The sequence below is a fragment of the Kribbella sp. NPDC050124 genome, assembly GCF_044460355.1.
Lineage (GTDB): Bacteria > Actinomycetota > Actinomycetes > Propionibacteriales > Kribbellaceae > Kribbella.
In genome coordinates this window covers 370,521-386,636 of sequence record NZ_JBITJU010000001.1, presented here as the reverse complement: position 1 = coordinate 386,636, position 16,116 = coordinate 370,521, and the positions used below count along the sequence as shown (strand labels likewise).

Below are 16,116 nucleotides of genomic sequence, written 5' to 3'. Positions count from 1 at the left end.
GCCAGGAAGTCCACCCGGCCGACCCTAAGGCCGGCCGGGGACAGTTTCGATCAGCCCTTGCCGAGGGTCTGCTTCTGCCTGCCGAGACCCTGGATCTCGAGCTCCATCGTGTCGCCGGGCGCCAGGTACGGGAACCGGCCGGACAGCGCGACGCCCTCCGGGGTGCCGGTGTTGACGATGTCGCCCGGGCTCAGCGTCATGTACTGCGACAGGTCGCGGATCAGTGCCGCCACGGTGAAGATCATGTCCCGGGTGTTCGAGGCCTGCCGCGGCTCGCCGTTCACGAAGGACTTCAGCTCGAGGTTCTGGACGTCGTCGACCTCGTCGGCCGGGATCAGCGCGGGGCCGAGCGGGTTGAAGGTCTCGCAGCACTTGCCCTTCGACCACTGGCCGCCGGACTGCTCGATCTGGAAGGCGCGCTCGGACACGTCGTTCGAGACCGCGTACCCGGCGACGCAGGCCAGCGCGTCCTCGTCGGTCTCGACGTACCGGGCCTCCTTGCCGATCACGACCGCGAGCTCGACCTCCCAGTCGGTCTTGGCCGATCCACGGGGGACGAGCACCTCGTCGTAGGGGCCGACGACGGTGTTCGGGTGCTTGAAGAAGACGATCGGCTGCTTCGGCGGCTCGGCGCCGGACTCGGCCGCGTGGGCGGCGTAGTTCTGGCCGATACAGACCACCGCCGGCGGGCGGGCGACCGGGGCGCCGATCCGCAGGCCCTCGACGTCGGCCACCGGGAGCTCACCGGCTGCCAGCGCGGCCCGGGTCCGGGCGATGCCGTCCGAGGCGAGGAAGGCTCCGTCGATGTCGGCGGTGAGCGGGCTCAGGTCGTGAACGGTGCCATCGGCGGCGCGCACGTACGGGCGCTCCTCGCCGACCGCGCCGAGGCGCAGCAGTTCCACAGGTATCTCCCTGGATGAGGACGGATCACTCTTTGTCGAACATCGGCCGCAACCTGGCCCGGGAGGCCTCGATGTGCGCCCGCATCGCTTCGGCCGCGTCCCCCGCGTCGCCCTTCCGGACGGCGGTCACGACTGCCTTGTGCTCACGCAACGCCTTCGTCGCGATGCCGCCACCGTAGTACAGGCGGAACAGGTGCAGGTGGCAGTGTGTCCGAGCAAAGGACAGCCGCGCGGTCTCATTGCCGGACAGCTCCAGCACGAGGTCGTGGAAGCGCTGGTCGTGCGCGGCCATCGCCCGGTAGCTCTCGTACGCCGGCCGGTCCGGTACGTCGGTGTAGCTCAGCATCTCGGCCTTGAGCCGGGACAGGTCCTCGGTTCCGGCCCGCTCGGCGGCGCGCCCGGCCGCCCACGGCTCGATGTGCAGCCGGTACTCGAACAGGTCCTCGAACTCGGCCAGGGTCAGCCGGGACGACACCCGGTAACCGCGCAGCGGCTCCTTGATCACCAGGCCGTCGGACTCCAGCCGGGCCAGCGACTCCCGGATCGGGGTCTGCGAGATGCCCAGCTCCCGGGTCAGCGCGTCGATGTTCAGCCGGGTGCCGGGCTCGACCACGCTGTCCATGATCAGGCCCTTGACCGTCTCGTAGACATCGTCGCTCAGCACCTGTCGCTGAGGCAGGCGCGTGAGCTGTCCCGCCAGACCCACATGCGCATCCGTCACCGTCGCTCCTCCCAGAGGCTCTCATTCTGCCCCACACTTGACGGCTCCAGTGTGAAGCGGCAGCATCAGGTTCGCAATATCCTATAGGATCTGGAGCCGCCCATGACCATCCCGCGTCCCTCGAGCGCACCGTGAGTACGACGATCACCCGGGCCGAGGCCTTCCTCGTCGACCTGGAGGTCGAGACGGTCCGGACCGACGCGGTGCAGTCGTTCCTGAAGCAGGAGACGATCTTCGTCTCGCTGCAGACGGCCGACGGGATCACCGGGCTGGGGTACTCCTACACGATCGGCACCGGCGGCACCGCCGTACTGGCGCTGCTGAGAGACCATCTACTCCCGCGGCTCGTGGGTGCGGACGCGCGGAACGTCGAGGCGCTGTGGTCGGACCTGTTCTGGTCGACGCACGCGACCACGGTCGGCGCGATCACGTCGCTGGCGCTGGCGGCGGTGGACACCGCGTTGTGGGACCTGCGGTGCCTCCGGGCCGGCGAGCCGTTGTGGCGACTGGCGGGCGGGTACCGGCAGCGGGTGCCGCTGTACGACACCGAGGGTGGCTGGTTGCACCTGACCACCGACGAACTGGTCGCCGGGGCGATCGCCTCGCAGAAGGCCGGCTGGCCTGGGGTCAAGCTCAAGGTCGGCAAGCCGCGGGTGCACGAGGACCTCGAGCGGCTGCAGGCGGTGCGCGACGCGGTCGGACCGTCGATGGACATCATGGTCGACGCGAACCAGTCGATGACGTACGCCGAGGCCAAACGGCGGGCCGCTGCCTTCGAAGCCGTGGACCTGTCGTGGTTCGAGGAGCCGCTCCCCGCGGACGATCTGACCGGCCACGTCCGGCTGGCGGAGTCCACGTCGATCCCGATCGCGGTCGGTGAGTCGCTGTACTCGGTGTCGCAGTTCCGGGAGTACGTCGCTGCCGGTGCAGCCGGGATCGTTCAGGTCGACGTGGCCCGGGTCGGCGGGATCACGCCGTGGCTGAAGGTCGCGCATTTGGCCGAGACGTTCAACCTCGAGGTCTGTCCACACTTCCTGATGGAACTGCATGTCAGCCTGACGGCCGCCGTACCGAACGGCCGGTACGTCGAGCACATCCCGCAGTTGCGGGCGATCACGCGCTCCGAGATGGTGGTCGCCGACGGTCACGCGGTGGCTCCGGACACGCCCGGGCTCGGCATCGACTGGGACAACGACGCAATCGACGACAGGCGGGTCGGATGAGCAGAGTCGACGCTCACCATCATGTGTGGGACCTGACGGTCCGTGAGCAGAGCTGGATGGTCGGTCCGGAGCTGGACCCGATCCGGCGCAGCTTCGGCATCGACGACCTGGTGCCTCTGGCTGCGGCGGCCGACGTCACCGCGACCGTCCTGGTGCAGACCGTCGGGCTGGTCGAGGAGACGGTGGAGTTCCTGGAGATTGCTGCCAGCAACGATCTGGTTGCGGGTGTGGTCGGTTGGGCGGACCTTGCCGCTCCTGACATCGCCGACGTGCTGGCCGGGCTGCAGGCGCGACCGGATGGCGCCTATCTGAAGGGGATCCGCCACCAGGTCCACGACGAACCGGATGTGAACTGGCTGCTGCGGCCCGAGGTGCAACGCGGTCTCGCCGCGGTCGCGGATGCCGGCCTCGTCTACGACCTGCTCACCAAGACCCCACACCTGCCCGCCGCGATCGAGACCGCGCGAGCCCATCCCGGCCTGACCTTCGTCGTCGACCACATCTCCAAGCCCGTGATCGGCGAGCCGCTGGAGCCCTGGGCCGGCCAACTGCGCGAGCTGGCCGCGCTCCCCAACGTGACCTGCAAACTCTCCGGCATGGTCACCGAGGCCCCCTGGTCCACCTGGAAGCCCGCCGACCTCCAGCCGTACGCCGACACCGTCCTGGAAGCCTTCGGCCCAAGCCGCACCATGTTCGGCTCCGACTGGCCCGTCTGCCTACTCGCCGCCTCCTACGCCGAGGTCGTCACCACCGCAGAAACCCTCACAGCCACCCTGAGCCCAACCGACCAGGACGCGGTCTTCAACACCACCGCCACCCACACCTACAAGCTCTGATCACGAGCTGACCCACGCGGCCCGACAGTAGGTTGAGTACGGTCCGGTGAAAATGCGCTGCGCGCATCAAGGGAGAGCAACGAGATGAGACCACTTCGATACTCGATCAACGTCACACTCGACGGCTGCGTCCATCACGAGGCAGGGCTCCCGCCCGACGAAGAGTCGATGCGCTACTGGACCGCTGAGATGGAACGAGCCGATGCCCTGCTGTTCGGCCGGGTGACCTACGAAATGATGGAGTCGGCGTGGCGGCAGCCGGCCTCGGGCACGTGGCCTGACTGGATGGGTGAGTGGGAGATCCCGTTCGCCGAGACCATCGACCGGACGAAGAAGTACGTCGTGTCGAGCACGCTGAGCGGGGTCGACTGGAATGCCGAGCTGGTGCGAGGCGACGTGGGGCAAGCGGTTCAGCGGCTCAAGCAGGAGCCAGGCGAGAGCCTGTTCGTGGGTGGCGTGACGCTCCCCCTGGCGTTGGCAGATCTAGGACTGATCGACGAGTACGTGTTCCTTGTGCAACCGGTCCTTGCCGGACACGGGCCGACGTTGCTCGCCGGTCTGCGCGAGCGCATCCAGCTCGAGCTCGTGGATCGCCATGAGTTCCGGTCGGGGGCGGTCGCGATGCGATACCGGCCCACGCGAGTACCGGCTTGACGTGATGTGTCGAGCTACTCAGCATCTGGTCAGGGGGCGAACTCGACTCGGACGCCCAGTAGGCGGACTGGGCGGTTGAGGTCGAACTTCTGCAGGACCTCGAGGGCGGCGGCTGCGATCACCTCGGGGTCCTGGGTGACTTCGGGGAGTTTGCGGCTCTTGATCGGGGTGTAGAAGTTCTTGAAGCGGACCTTCACCGCGATGCGTTGGATGCTGCGGCCCTCGGCCACGACGTCCCGGGTCACCTCGACGGCGATCCGGCGTACCTGCTCGACGATCTCCGAGGGCTCGGCCAGGTCCTCGGGGAAGGTCTCCTCGCGACTGCGGGAGACGGGTTCGCGGGGTACGTCGGTGACCTGGGTGTCACCGAGTCCGCGGCCGAGGGCGGCGTACCAGGCGCCCATCTTCGGGCCGAAGCGTTTCCGGAGCATGTCGAGATCCGCGGCGGCGAGGTCGGCGACGGTGCCGATGCCGAGCTCGTTGAGGTTGCGTTCCATCCGGCTGCCGATGCCCCAGAGCTCCCGCACCGCGCGGTGGTCCATCACCTCCCGCCAGTTCGCGGCGGTGAGGCGGTAGACGCCGTCGACCTGCGCCGTACCGGCTTCTTCGAAGGGTGTCGCGTGCGACCGCGGTTGTTTCGCGAAGCCAGTCGCCAGCTTGGCGCGGACCTTGTTGTCACCGATCCCGATCGAGCAGGTGAGCGTCGTACGCTCGACGACCGCCTTCCGCAGCTCCGCGGCCAGCCCCTCCGGATCCTCGGTCTCGGCGCCGACGAAGCACTCGTCCCAGCCCCACACCTCGACCACCACCGGGAACGAGCGCAGCGTGTCCATCACCTCGGTCGACGCCGCCTCGTACGCGGCCGGGTCCGACGGCAGGAACACCGCCTGCGGACACTTCTTGTACGCCGCCCGCACCGGCATCCCCGAGTGCACTCCGAACTCACGAGCCTCGTACGACGCCGTGGCCACCACCTGCCGTGGTTGGGTCGGATCCCCGGACCCGCCGACCACCACCGGCAGCCCCACCAGCTCCGGGCGGCGCCGGATCTCCACAGCCGCAATGAACTGATCCATGTCCACGTGCAGGAGCCACCAGCTCATACGGACAGGTAACCACAGCCCGCCGACAACGCTCAGAGCTTCTTGCGCATCTGCTGCGAGGTGACGGTGTAGCCGAGGGAGGTGTAGAGGTTGATGGCCGTGGTGTTGTTGCCGAAGACGTTCAGGTCCAGCTGGGCATGGCCGCGGCGACGGACCTCCTCCTCGCCGGCCAGCATGATCGAGCGCCCGTAGCCCTTCCCGCGGTGCAACCTGTCGACCTCGAGACCGAAGACGAACGGGATCCGCGGCTTGGTGGTGATCCACAGGCTGCCGACCGGCTCGTCGCCGTCGCAGGCCATCCAGATCACGTGCTGCTCGGTGTCGCGACCGTCCGGCAGCAGTTTCTCGACCTCACGGTGTGCGACCTCGAGCGCCTCTTCCGGGCTCAACCCACGGGCCGGACCCATCCCGGCGGCGAACGATTCGGCGTTGCGGTGCTTCCAGGCCTCGAACTCGGTCTCGGTCATCGGACGGAGCGTGACGGGCGGCGTCGTGGTCATCTGCCGACCTTACTGCCCCCGCGTTTGGCGGCGGGTACCTGAACACGTGATGTGGACGCAGGTGAGGAAACCGGGATGAGACGGCGCAAACCGCCCGCTGGCGCAGTGGCCAAGGCGCCGGCCGGTCTGCCGTACCCGCTGATCGAGAACTGGGCATGGCAGGACGAGGCCGCGTGCCGTGACGTCGACCCGGAGCTGTTCTTCGCCGCCGAGTCCGAACGCGGTCTGCGCAAGCACGCCCGCGAGACGCTCGCCAAGTCGCTCTGCGGGACCTGTCCGGTACGGCGTGAGTGCCGGGAGCACGCCTTGGTCGTCGGGGAGGCGTACGGCGTCTGGGGCGGCACCACCGAGGAGGAGCGCGAACCTGCGTTGCACGCTCGGCCGCACTGACGGTTACCCGCCGGTTAACCTGGACGGCATGGAGCTGACCTACGAGGTGGCCGAGAAGGTCCTGGCCGCGCAGCCGTTCAGTGTGCTGGTCGGCGCCCGGCTGACTGCCTTCGGCGACGGCGGGGCGACCCTCGAGCTCGACATCCGGGACGACCTCAAGCAGCAGAACGGCTTCCTGCACGGTGGCGTCCTCGGCTACGCGGCCGACAACGCGATCACGTTCGCGGCCGGGTCGGCGATGGGGCCTGAGGTGCTGACCGGTGGCTTCACGATCAGCTACCTGCGCCCGGCGCGGGGCGCTGTGCTGCGTGCGGAGGCGAAGGTCGCGCACGCGGGCAGCCGGCAGGCGACCTGCACCTGCGAGTTGTCGACGATCGACGGCGACGGCGCCGCCACGTTGTGCGCCGTCGCGCAGGGCACTGTGATCGCCGCGCGTCGATGACGGGCGATCACAGCGCCGATGCTCGGGATCAGTCGAAGAGCTCTTCCAGGAAGGACTTCTTCTTTTTCTTGTGCGGGTAGCCCTGGTTGCCGTACCGCGGGTCGTAGCGACGGTCGTCATCGTCGTACCGGCGCCGGTCGTCGCCGCGGCGGTCGTCGTACCCCCGCCGGTCGTCGTAGTCGCGGCGGTCGTTGTCGTACCGCTTCTCTTCGCGGCGCGGCTGCGGTGCGTTGTACTTCAGCTCGGCGTCGACGAGCCGCTCCAGCTCACCGCGGTCCAGGAAGATCCCGCGGCACTCGGTGCACTGGTCGACGGTGACGCCGCTGCGTTCGTAGGCACGCATCGCGCCTCGGCACTTGGGACAGGTCAAACTCTCCATCCCGCCACCCTAGGTGACAATTTCCCCGAAACACCGCGAGTTCAGGGAACTCTCAGGGATTTGGCCCGCCACCCCTGACCCCTCAGCAACCCGAAAGCCGGTCAACCTTCGCGAGCCCCCGCTCGACCAGGTGCTCCCGCCCAGCCGGCGGCTCGTACGGCTCCGGCCAGAAGTCCGTCACCCGCGCGACCAGACCGTCCCGCACCTCCAGGAACACCACCCCGACCAGCTCCTGATCGCCGACCGTGAAGTTCATCGACCCAGCAGCCGACTGTCCGTCCACGAGTAACCGCGTCAGCGTCAACTGCCAGTCACCCGGATACTCGCGGTTGAAGGCCAGGTACTTCTCCCGCCCCGAGATCAGCTCCCGGGTCTGCGGCAGCTCGTACACAACGTCCTTGGCCAGCACCTGCCCGAACGCGTCCCAGTCCCGGTCGCGCATCGTCTCGAAGTACTGCTGTGCCACACCCCGGGTGCGCTCGGTCTCACTCATGGCCGAACGCTAGCCCGGGGCGCCGACAGTTCTGTCAGAAGCGGCTGAGGAAGTTCTTGAGGATCGGGCCGGCGGCTTTGCTGCCGGACTCGCCGCCTTCGACGATGACGGCGAAGGCGATGTCGCCGCGGTAGCCGGTCATCCAGCCGTTGGTGACGACCTTGCCGTTCTGGACGACCTCGGCGGTGCCGGTCTTGGCGGCGACCGCGCCGTTGCCGGCCAGCACCTTCGCCGTACCGCCGGTGACCGTGGTCCGCATGAACGTGCGCAGCGCCGCGGCGGTTGCCGGGGGCAACGGAGAGGCGGCCGGGCCGGCGGCGTCCTTGCCCGGCACCAGGACCGGCTTCATCGCGGTCCCGTGGTCGACCGTCGCGGCGATCATCGCGACGCCCAGCGGGCTCGCGGTCACGGTGCCCTGGCCGATCATCGACGCCGCCTCGGCGACGTCGTCCTTCGGCGCCGGCACCGAGCCGCCGTACGCCGGGATCGCCAGGTTCAGGTCCGGACCGAGGCCGAACATCGCGGCCGCCTTCGTCATCCCGTCCTTCGGCAGCCGGCCGTGCTGCGAGATGAACGCGGTGTTGCACGACTCGTTGAACGCCTTCTGCATCGTGCCCGCGCCGTACGCCGCCAGCCCGTCGTAGTTCTTGAACGACTTGCCGAACACGGTGATCGTGTTCGAGCACGGCAGCGAGGTTGCCGCGGTCTCACCACTGCCCAGCAGCGCCGCCGACGTGACGATCTTGAACGTCGACCCCGGTGCGTAACGACCCTGGAAGGCGCGGTTGTAGTTCGTCGGCTGCGGTCCGTTCGCCGCCGCCAGGATCTGACCGGTCGATGCCTGGACGGCGACCAGCGACGCGGGCAGCTTGCTGGTCGCCAGCGCGGCCTCGGCGGCAACCTGCAGCTTCGTGTCCAGCGTGGTCTTCACCGGCTTCCCGGCGGTGCCCTTCTGGCTGAAGACCGTCTTGATGGTCATCTTGGTCTTGCCGTCCCGCAGCGTCACCGTCCCGCCCGGCGTCCCGGCGAGCTGCTGCTGGAACGCGTACTGCAGGCCCGTCGTCCCGACCTGGTCCTGCGCGGACGCATTCGGACCGGCGTTCTTCAATGTGTCCGCGGTCGCGGTCTTCATCGTGCCGATGATCGACCGGGCGAACGACGCGGTCGGCGGCAGCGACTGCGTGCCACCCATCGTGAGCACGCCCGGCAGCTTGCCCATGGTCGGCCGCAGCGTCTCCCACTCCTCGGCGCGGATGGTGATCGCGTCGACGAACTGACCGGCCGGCGCCGCCTTGGCGCGGGCGGCGAGTTTCGCGCCGTCCACGTCGAGATACTTCGTGAAGGCGGCGTACGTCGCTGCCGTCGCCTTGGCGCCCGAGGCGACACCGACGATGACGATCGGCCGGTTCGCGGTCAGCGCGACGCCGTTGCGGTCCTGGATCGAGGCCCGCGCGGGCAGCGCGCGCACCCGCTTCAGGTAGTTCGCGTCACCGAGACCGGGGTAGATGGTGTCGCCGGAGGCCTTGATCTTCCAGGCGTCGTTGACCTTCACTGCGGTCGCCGTACTGGTCCACTTCATCGTGCCGATGCCGCGCAGCTCGGCCTCGACCGCGAGCTCCTGCGTGCAGTTGCTGCCGTCGCTGCAGTTCGGGTCGCCCTGCGGTGTCACCTTCACGGTGCTTGCGACCAGGGCGGAGTCGACGTCGTCCAGCCGCTTGGCGAAGACCGTCGGGTTGTCGGTCAGCGCACCGGCCGCGTCCGGCTTCCCGTCTGGGGCCCACGCGGCGACCCAGGCGGTGGCGAACTGCTTCACCACCTCGGCGGACGCCTGCTTCTCGTCGTTGGGATCCGCTTTGCCGTCGCTGCCGGACTTGCTGTCCGAACAACCGGCGGTGATCAGCAGACTACTCAGACAGACGATCGCAGTGGTTCGCTTCACGTTCTCAACTCTCGCATGACGACGGATGGAGACCTGGGACAGTCTTCGGCGTGTGGCCTCAGGCCACGAGGGCGAAACTACTCAAGCCGCTCAAGTTACGACGCGCGCTCCGGCTCCGGAGTTGGCAGTCACCGGCAAATTCTCCTGATGGGGCAGCTATCGATCGCCGCGGCGAATCAGCGGCAAGAGGCAGGACGAATCGCCTCAGCCCAGCGTGATGACCGCGAACGGCGCGGACTCGGCGTCCGCCAGGATCGCCATCCGGCCGAAGTCGGTGTCGAACGGAGCGCAGACGACCCGCCCGTCGCCCGCGCACACCGTGGCGACCGCGACATCGGTGGATGTGGTCGAGAAGATCGGCAGCCACTGCGGTGGCAACGATCCCGCCGGCAGGTCCGGATGCAGCTCGGCGACCCCGGCGACCGGCCGTCCACCGGCGTACAAGGCGGCGTACCGCGGACCGTCGCCGCCGATCTCCTCCGCCTCGTAGCCGAACACCGCGACGTAGAACGCCTTCGCCTCCTCGAAGTCCCGGCTCAGCGCCTCACTCCACACCAGCGACCCAGGATCAGTACGGCGCGACGTGCCGCTGTGCCCGCTCGCCTCCCAGAGACCGAAGCGCGCGCCGCCCGGATCGGACGCGATCGCCAGCCGCCCGTGCTCGTCGATCTCGTACGGCCCCTGCTCGACCCGACCGCCGTGGGCCACGAGCGAGGCGAGTGTCCGCTCCAGTTGGTCGGTCGCCAGGTACGTCGTCCAGCGGCTCGGCAGCTCCCCGATGCGCTTCGAGCCGATGCCGCCGACGTCCCGGCCGTCCAGTGCGCACAACCAGTACTCCCGGTCGCCGGGCCGGTCGAACGTCCAGCCGAGCAGCTCGCCGTACGACGCCGTCGCCGCCACCGGGTCGTCGGCGGCCAGGTCCACCCAGGCCGGCGTACCAGTCGGCCGGGTCCGCTCCAGCATCAGGCCTCCCGGGAACACGTTGTCCGAATCGAAGCCCAAACCTGCCAGCCGGTCACGCTCCCGTCGAGGGAATCCAGCCCTCGGGATGGGTAACGGTTCGGTCACCGCGGTGCCGTCACCCGGCGTATTCTCCTGCCTTGTGACGACCCGCCTAGCTCTGCACAGCCGGCTGATTCCCGGCACCGAAGAGGCCTACGAGCTCGAGCACGCCCGCGTCTGGCCGGAACTGATCACCGTGATGCGCGCCGCCGGCATCGAGGACTGGTCGATCTGGCGCAGCGGCCGCGACCTGTTCCACCTGGTCGTGTGCGCCGACTTCGAGGCCGCCGTGGCGCAACTGAAGGACGACCCGATCGACCAGCGCTGGCAGCAGCACATGAGCCGGTTCGTCGAGGGCTTCGCGCAGAACCCCGAAGGCGTGGCCGGCCAGGCGCTCCGCCACGTCTGGACCATGAGCGAGCAGCGGGACTAGTACATCTCCCACACGAGCAGCTCGGCCCCGTCGGCTCCTGCGGCGGCGCGTGGTCCGTCGACCCCGGTCAGTCGTACGGCGTCCGCCGTACCGAGGTCACCCGCACCTTCCAGGTTCACGGTGCCTTGGGCAACGAAGAGATGGACGTACGGCGCCGCCGGCAAGTCGACCGCCTGACGCGGACCCAGCCGGGCGACCGACATCCCGGCGGAGCGCTGGTTGATGCTGATCGCGGTGCTGCTCGCGTGCTTCGGGAGACCGGATGCGATCGGGACCAGCTCGCCGGAGGAGAGGTCCACCGTGGACTGCTGGTAGGACGGCGTGAGGTCGAACTGCTCCGGGCGTACCCACATCTGCACGTAGTGCGCGGGCTCGTCGCCGTCGTTCCACTCGGAGTGCCGGATGCCGGAGCCGGCGCTCATCCGCTGCGCCAGACCGGGGTGCACGACGCCGGTGTGGCCCTCGGAATCCCGGTGTGCGAGGGCGCCGCGCAGGACCCAGGTGACGATCTCCAGGTCCTGGTGCGGGTGGGTGTCGAACCCGGTGCCGGGGGCAACCGTGTCGTCGTTGTGCGCGACCAGGAAGCCGAACCCGATGTTCGCCGGGTCGTAGTGCGGTCCGAACGAGAACGAGTGCCGCGAGTCCAGCCACTCACTCGACGTCTGGAATCGCTCACCGGCCCGCCGGATCTCCACACTCATCCCCAGCCCTTCAGGTTTTGTCGGCTCAGTCGGGTAGCATCCTCACCGGTTGCGATAGCCAAGCAACCGGCAGTCGCAGGACCAGCAGCAACCGCGGTCGGGCGGGCCGTGGCAGCGCGGGGAGCCTTCTTGCGCAGTAAGGCATGGCTGTGAACCGCGAACCTCAACCCGTCTGGGTTGGAATCCCCTGCCTTCAGGTGGTGGGAGGACGTCAAGGCATCTAGTAGTACCCCTAACGGCCGTCCAGCAAGTGTCATGGCCGGACCGTAGCGTCCCGAGGGTGGGTTCGCACAGAAATCCAAAGGGACTGCGGCCGCTCGGTGGGCGGCCGCAGTCCCGGATCAGGGAGGATGGCGGAGGTCAGCCGGTGGGGTTGCCGTTGTCGGAGCCGAGGGTGGCGGTCACCGTCTGGGACTGACCGTTGCGGGTCAGCGTGAGCTTCACCTCGTCGCCCGGGCGGTGCGAACGGACCGCGGCGACCAACGCGTCCCCTGACGCGATCGCCTTGCCGTCCACAGCGGTCACCACATCACCCGCTTGCAGACCGGCCTTGTCCGCCGCACCGCCAGGCGTCACCTCGCCGAGGCGTGCTCCGTTCGGGAGCCCGCCGGAAGACTGCGCGTCGCCGACCTGGACGCCGAGCCGCGCATGCGTGGCCTTGCCCTTGGCCACCAGCTCGTCGATGATCGGCTTGGCCTGGTCGATCGGGATTGCGAAGCCCAGGCCGATGTTCCCGCCTTCGGATTGTCCCGATCCTCCGGCGGTCTTGATCGCGCTGTTGATTCCGACCACCTGGCCGGCGAGGTCGATCAGGGCGCCGCCGGAGTTACCCGGGTTGATCGCGGCGTCCGTCTGGATTGCTGGGAAAACCGTCGTACTGTCCTGCTCCTCGTCGCCCGACGTCACCGGCCGGTTCAGCGCGGAGACGATCCCGCTGGTCACGGTGGCCTCCAGGCCGAACGGCGAGCCGATCGCGACCACGCCCTGGCCGACGGCGAGCTTGCCGCTGCTGCCGAGGGTGGCCGGGGTCAGGTCGGTGGCGTCCGCCTTGATCACGGCGAGGTCGGTGAGCGGGTCGGTGCCCTTGATGGTGGCCTTGACGGTCCGGCCGTCGTTCAGGATCACCGAGATGTCGCCGCCGCTGCCGGCGCCCGCGACCACGTGGTTGTTGGTGACGATCAGGCCGTCCTTGCTGATCACGATGCCGGAGCCGGTCCCGGCGCCCTGCGACGTCGCGACCGCGATCTTCACCGTGCTCGGCAGCACCTTCGCGGCGGCTGCCTGCACCGAGCCGTCCGGCGCCGAGGCCGGTGCGGCCTGGTTGCCGTTCAGCGGCGCGGTCACCGACGGGGTGTTGCTGGTGGAGTCGTTGGTCGCCGAGTAGATCGCGGCGCCGCCGACACCGCTGGCGGTGCCGACCACAAGGGCAGTGGCGGCCACGAGGGCCAGGCCGAGCCGCTTGGGCTTGCCACCGGACGTGGGAGCCCCGGTCTGCGCGCCGCCCTGCGGGGGCTGCGGACCGAAGGGCCAGTTCGGGCCCGGAGACGTCCCCTGATGCGTCCCCGGCGTCCCGAACTGCGGGTAAGCACTCCCGCCCGGGTGCTGACCCTGCCGCGGCTGCCCACCTTGGGGCGCGAACTGCTGCTGCTGGTGCTGGCCGTAGCCGCCCATCGGAAGCTGCTGCGTCCGATCGGGCAACTGCTGCGTCCGCTCCGGCTGCTGCGGGTTCGGGCCCGGCTGGTTCTGCGGCTGCTGCGGCTGGTTCTCGTTCATGACGAGTACTTTCCTGGTTGGACCTGAGAAGGCCCTGAAGATCCCGTCAGAGCTGCCGAAGAACTCCATGAAGATCCGCTGAAGGATCTGTCAGCTCTTCTTCAGACACGCACAAGCCCCGGTACGGCGTACCGGGGGCCTGCTACGACTCAGCGGGTCTGGGTGGCGGCGTGCGGCAGCCAGAGCGTGAACTGAGCGCCTGCGCCGGGGGCGTTGCGGGCGTAGATCATGCCTCCATGCTGCTCGGCAGCGTGCTTCACGATCGCGAGGCCCAGCCCTGAGCCGGGGCGGCTGCGCGCCTCGCTGGAGCGGTAGAAGCGCTCGAAGACATGCGGCAGGTCCGCCTCGGCGATGCCCGGACCGGAGTCCGTCACGGTGAGCACGCCGTCCTGGAGCCGCACCGTGACCCGGCCGACCGGCTGTCCGTCCGCTCGTACGGCGGTGTCCTCGGGGATGCTGTACTTCGCGGCGTTGTCGAGCAGGTTCGTCACCGCTCGGCCGAGCAACCGCTCGTCACCCCACACCGGGAACGGAGTGAGCTGGACGTCCCACTCCAGGCCTGGTGCGCGGCGCCGTACCTTCATCACCGCGTCCTCGACCACGTTCTGCAGCTCGATCAGCTCGGCGTTGCGCACTTGCGGGGTGTCGCGGGCCAGCTCGGTCAAGTCGCCGATCAGCGTGGTCAGCTCGTCCATCTGCGCCCGTACGTCGTCCAGCAGCTGCTGCCGGTCTTCGGGCCGGAGACCGCCCCGCTTGTCCGCCTGGGCGAGCAGGTCGAGGTTGGTCCGGACGCTGGTGAGCGGCGTCCGCAGCTCGTGCCCGGCGTCACCGACCAGCCGGCGCTGCCGATCCTGGGATCGCGCCAGTGCCGCGAGCATCGCGTTGAACGCCACCGCCAGCCGGGAGATCTCGTCCGATCCGGAGACCGGAATCGGCTTCAGATCCTCGGTCCTGGCGACGTGCTCGGCAGCCCGGGTCAACCGCGCGAGCGGCCGCAGACCGGACCGCGCGATCGCGTTGCCGGCGAGTGCGGCGCCGATCACGCCGATCAGCCCGAACGCCCACAGGACGACGCCGAGGTTGTGCAACGTCCGGTCGATCGATCCGAGCGACTGCGCGACGACGAGCGCGGCCGGCTGGTACAGCCCGGGGTCGTCCTCGCAGTCCGCGCCGAGCGGGCAGTAGCGCGCCGGTACGGCGACCACCCGGAAGTGCGACCCGCCGTTACGAACGCCGACGGTCCGGAGGCTGGCTTCGTTGCCCTGGTTCTTGGCGACCTCGAGCTCGGCCGGTCCGATCGGCGGGAGCAGGCTGTTCCGCGCGCCGAACGTCTGCCCGTCCGCGCCGACCATGCCCACCCGGATGTCGCTGAGCCCGAGTGCGTCCGAAGGCACCCGCTCGAGGTTGCTGAGGTTGGTCAGCACGCCCTTCTGGGCGGCTGCGCCGGCGCGGTCGATCAGGCTGTCGTCGAGGTTCTGGTACATCTGCTGCCGCACGGTGATGTACGCCGCGATGCTCACGATCGCGACCGCGAGCCCGACCGCGACGGCCGCCAGCAGGGTGACACGGGCGTGCAGGCTCAGCCGGTGCAGCTTGTCCTGCCACCAGTCCCTGGTCTGGGCAGCGGTCGCCGCCACCCGATTCCCGTTGCCATTGGCAACGGGGCCTGGAGGTGGTGGGCCCTGGGCGGGACCGCGGTTGACCGGTACGGCGTCCTGGCCGGGCGGAGCAGGGTGCTGCGGACCGGCCTGCGGGGCCGGGCGATCGGTGTACGACGGGAAGTCGGGGTTGGACGAACTCACGGTGGGGTGTCTCTCAGGACGTAGCCGATGCCGCGCACGGTGTGGATGAGTCGCGGCAGGTTGCTCACCTCGGTCTTGCGGCGCAGGTAGCCGATGTAGACCTCGAGGGAGTTCGCGGTGGTCGGGAAGTCGTAACCCCAGACGGCGTCCAGGATCACCGCGCGCTCGAGCACCCGGCGCGGGTTGCGGATCAGCAGCTCGAGCAGGGAGAACTCGGTCCGGGTGAGCGGGATCGGGATGTCACCGCGGTGCACCTCGTGGGCGTCGACGTCGACGACGAGGTCGGCGTACTGGAGCACCTCGCCGCGCTGGCCGCCTTCGCCGGGCGCGGTGCTGCGGCGGAGCAGGGCGCGCAGCCGGGCCAGCAGCTCCTCGAGGGCGAACGGCTTGGTCAGGTAGTCGTCACCGCCGGCGTCCAGGCCGTCCACCCGGTCGGCCACCGCGTCCCGCGCGGTGAGCACCAGAATCGGCACGTTGTTGCCGGCGGCGCGCAGGGCTTTGGTGGTCTCCAGGCCGTCCAGGCGCGGCATCATCACGTCCATCACCACGACGTCCGGCTCGACGTTGCCGATCACGGCCAGCGCCTCGGCGCCGTCGGACGCGGTCACCACCTCGAAGTCGTTGAACTCCAGCGAACGGCGCAGCGAGTCCCGGACCGCCCGGTCGTCGTCCACCACCAGTACGCGCATCTCTCGTTCCCCGCTTCGCTCGAAGGACCAGTTCAATCTTTGTCGAGATTAGGCCGTCTCTGTGAGAATCGCCTGAGAACCCGCTGATCGCTCGCCCAACACCTCGCGAGCGCCTCGCTGACCATGCCGTTCGT

18 protein-coding genes are annotated in these 16,116 nt (G+C 69.2%); 6 read left to right on the top strand and 12 right to left on the bottom strand.

Annotated features, from left to right (window positions below):
* Positions 1 to 50: 50 nt before the first annotated feature.
* Complete coding sequence (locus tag ACIBL3_RS01940) at positions 51 to 902, bottom strand: fumarylacetoacetate hydrolase family protein (RefSeq protein WP_396351275.1); 852 nt, start codon at positions 900 to 902, stop codon at positions 51 to 53.
* Positions 903 to 927: 25 nt separating this feature from the next.
* A complete protein-coding gene (locus ACIBL3_RS01935; RefSeq protein ID WP_396351274.1) occupies positions 928 to 1,623 on the bottom strand; it encodes a GntR family transcriptional regulator in 696 nt (231 codons plus the stop codon).
* A 131-nt stretch (positions 1,624 to 1,754) separates the two neighbouring features.
* On the opposite strand from ACIBL3_RS01935, the gene ACIBL3_RS01930 reads away from it, so the two are divergent.
* The 3 genes from ACIBL3_RS01930 to ACIBL3_RS01920 all read left to right on the top strand — a co-directional run bounded on the left by ACIBL3_RS01930 (position 1,755) and on the right by ACIBL3_RS01920 (position 4,336).
* Positions 1,755 to 2,846: a mandelate racemase/muconate lactonizing enzyme family protein gene (locus tag ACIBL3_RS01930; protein WP_396351273.1), complete on the top strand. Its 1,092-nt coding sequence runs from the start codon at positions 1,755 to 1,757 to the stop codon at positions 2,844 to 2,846.
* On the top strand, positions 2,843 to 3,682 hold the full coding sequence (locus ACIBL3_RS01925) for an amidohydrolase family protein (protein WP_396351272.1): 840 nt from the start codon (positions 2,843 to 2,845) through the stop codon (positions 3,680 to 3,682). The genes ACIBL3_RS01930 and ACIBL3_RS01925 overlap by 4 nt, the downstream gene beginning before the upstream one ends.
* An 84-nt stretch (positions 3,683 to 3,766) precedes the next feature.
* Complete coding sequence (locus tag ACIBL3_RS01920; protein ID WP_396351271.1) at positions 3,767 to 4,336, top strand: dihydrofolate reductase family protein; 570 nt, start codon at positions 3,767 to 3,769, stop codon at positions 4,334 to 4,336.
* Between the two features lie 29 nt (positions 4,337 to 4,365).
* Here ACIBL3_RS01920 and ACIBL3_RS01915 read toward each other — a convergent pair whose 3' ends face one another.
* Entirely contained in the window at positions 4,366 to 5,439 is a 1,074-nt protein-coding gene (locus tag ACIBL3_RS01915; protein WP_396351270.1) for a DNA polymerase IV, read from the bottom strand.
* A 32-nt stretch (positions 5,440 to 5,471) separates the two neighbouring features.
* A complete protein-coding gene (locus ACIBL3_RS01910; protein WP_396351269.1) occupies positions 5,472 to 5,939 on the bottom strand; it encodes a GNAT family N-acetyltransferase in 468 nt (155 codons plus the stop codon).
* 75 nt (positions 5,940 to 6,014) lie between these two features.
* Between ACIBL3_RS01910 and ACIBL3_RS01905 the strand changes: the two genes are divergently transcribed.
* Entirely contained in the window at positions 6,015 to 6,329 is a 315-nt protein-coding gene (locus ACIBL3_RS01905; RefSeq protein ID WP_396351268.1) for a WhiB family transcriptional regulator, read from the top strand.
* A gap of 28 nt (positions 6,330 to 6,357) precedes the next feature.
* A complete protein-coding gene (locus ACIBL3_RS01900) occupies positions 6,358 to 6,771 on the top strand; it encodes a PaaI family thioesterase (protein ID WP_396351267.1) in 414 nt (137 codons plus the stop codon).
* 28 nt (positions 6,772 to 6,799) lie between these two features.
* Here the strand turns inward: ACIBL3_RS01900 and ACIBL3_RS01895 are convergent, their stop codons facing one another.
* The 4 genes from ACIBL3_RS01895 to ACIBL3_RS01880 form a co-directional block, all read right to left on the bottom strand.
* Complete coding sequence (locus ACIBL3_RS01895; protein WP_396351266.1) at positions 6,800 to 7,150, bottom strand: zf-TFIIB domain-containing protein; 351 nt, start codon at positions 7,148 to 7,150, stop codon at positions 6,800 to 6,802.
* A gap of 82 nt (positions 7,151 to 7,232) precedes the next feature.
* Positions 7,233 to 7,643 (bottom strand): nuclear transport factor 2 family protein, encoded by a 411-nt coding sequence (locus tag ACIBL3_RS01890; RefSeq protein ID WP_396351265.1) that lies wholly within the window; start codon positions 7,641 to 7,643, stop codon positions 7,233 to 7,235.
* Positions 7,644 to 7,677: 34 nt separating this feature from the next.
* Entirely contained in the window at positions 7,678 to 9,582 is a 1,905-nt protein-coding gene (locus ACIBL3_RS01885; RefSeq protein ID WP_396351264.1) for a penicillin-binding transpeptidase domain-containing protein, read from the bottom strand.
* A 204-nt stretch (positions 9,583 to 9,786) separates the two neighbouring features.
* Positions 9,787 to 10,545, bottom strand: a complete 759-nt coding sequence (locus tag ACIBL3_RS01880; RefSeq protein ID WP_396351263.1) for a VOC family protein — start codon at positions 10,543 to 10,545, stop codon at positions 9,787 to 9,789.
* A 139-nt stretch (positions 10,546 to 10,684) separates the two neighbouring features.
* On the opposite strand from ACIBL3_RS01880, the gene ACIBL3_RS01875 reads away from it, so the two are divergent.
* Positions 10,685 to 11,017, top strand: coding sequence for an L-rhamnose mutarotase (locus ACIBL3_RS01875; RefSeq protein ID WP_396351262.1), 333 nt, complete (start codon positions 10,685 to 10,687; stop codon positions 11,015 to 11,017).
* On the opposite strand, the gene ACIBL3_RS01870 is transcribed toward ACIBL3_RS01875, so the two are convergent.
* From ACIBL3_RS01870 to ACIBL3_RS01855, 4 genes are all read right to left on the bottom strand, one after another.
* The gene (locus tag ACIBL3_RS01870) at positions 11,014 to 11,718 is read right to left on the bottom strand and encodes a pirin family protein (protein WP_396351261.1); all 705 of its coding nucleotides are present in this window, start codon (positions 11,716 to 11,718) and stop codon (positions 11,014 to 11,016) included. The genes ACIBL3_RS01875 and ACIBL3_RS01870 overlap by 4 nt on opposite strands.
* A gap of 360 nt (positions 11,719 to 12,078) precedes the next feature.
* Positions 12,079 to 13,491: a S1C family serine protease gene (locus ACIBL3_RS01865; RefSeq protein ID WP_396351260.1), complete on the bottom strand. Its 1,413-nt coding sequence runs from the start codon at positions 13,489 to 13,491 to the stop codon at positions 12,079 to 12,081.
* 149 nt (positions 13,492 to 13,640) lie between these two features.
* A complete protein-coding gene (locus ACIBL3_RS01860; RefSeq protein ID WP_396351259.1) occupies positions 13,641 to 15,293 on the bottom strand; it encodes a sensor histidine kinase in 1,653 nt (550 codons plus the stop codon).
* Positions 15,290 to 15,982, bottom strand: coding sequence for a response regulator transcription factor (locus tag ACIBL3_RS01855; RefSeq protein ID WP_396351258.1), 693 nt, complete (start codon positions 15,980 to 15,982; stop codon positions 15,290 to 15,292). The genes ACIBL3_RS01860 and ACIBL3_RS01855 overlap by 4 nt, the downstream gene beginning before the upstream one ends.
* Positions 15,983 to 16,116 lie beyond the last annotated feature (134 nt).

Coding starts and splice junctions, on each gene's coding strand:
- ACIBL3_RS01925 (WP_396351272.1), top strand. CDS start 2,843: ATGAGCAGAGTCGACGCTCACCATCATGTGTGGGACCTGACGGTCCGT.
- ACIBL3_RS01920 (WP_396351271.1), top strand. CDS start 3,767: ATGAGACCACTTCGATACTCGATCAACGTCACACTCGACGGCTGCGTC.
- ACIBL3_RS01915 (WP_396351270.1), bottom strand. CDS start 5,439: ATGAGCTGGTGGCTCCTGCACGTGGACATGGATCAGTTCATTGCGGCT.
- ACIBL3_RS01910 (WP_396351269.1), bottom strand. CDS start 5,939: ATGACCACGACGCCGCCCGTCACGCTCCGTCCGATGACCGAGACCGAG.
- ACIBL3_RS01905 (WP_396351268.1), top strand. CDS start 6,015: ATGAGACGGCGCAAACCGCCCGCTGGCGCAGTGGCCAAGGCGCCGGCC.
- ACIBL3_RS01900 (WP_396351267.1), top strand. CDS start 6,358: ATGGAGCTGACCTACGAGGTGGCCGAGAAGGTCCTGGCCGCGCAGCCG.
- ACIBL3_RS01895 (WP_396351266.1), bottom strand. CDS start 7,150: ATGGAGAGTTTGACCTGTCCCAAGTGCCGAGGCGCGATGCGTGCCTAC.
- ACIBL3_RS01890 (WP_396351265.1), bottom strand. CDS start 7,643: ATGAGTGAGACCGAGCGCACCCGGGGTGTGGCACAGCAGTACTTCGAG.
- ACIBL3_RS01880 (WP_396351263.1), bottom strand. CDS start 10,545: ATGCTGGAGCGGACCCGGCCGACTGGTACGCCGGCCTGGGTGGACCTG.
- ACIBL3_RS01870 (WP_396351261.1), bottom strand. CDS start 11,718: ATGAGTGTGGAGATCCGGCGGGCCGGTGAGCGATTCCAGACGTCGAGT.
- ACIBL3_RS01865 (WP_396351260.1), bottom strand. CDS start 13,491: ATGAACGAGAACCAGCCGCAGCAGCCGCAGAACCAGCCGGGCCCGAAC.
- ACIBL3_RS01855 (WP_396351258.1), bottom strand. CDS start 15,982: ATGCGCGTACTGGTGGTGGACGACGACCGGGCGGTCCGGGACTCGCTG.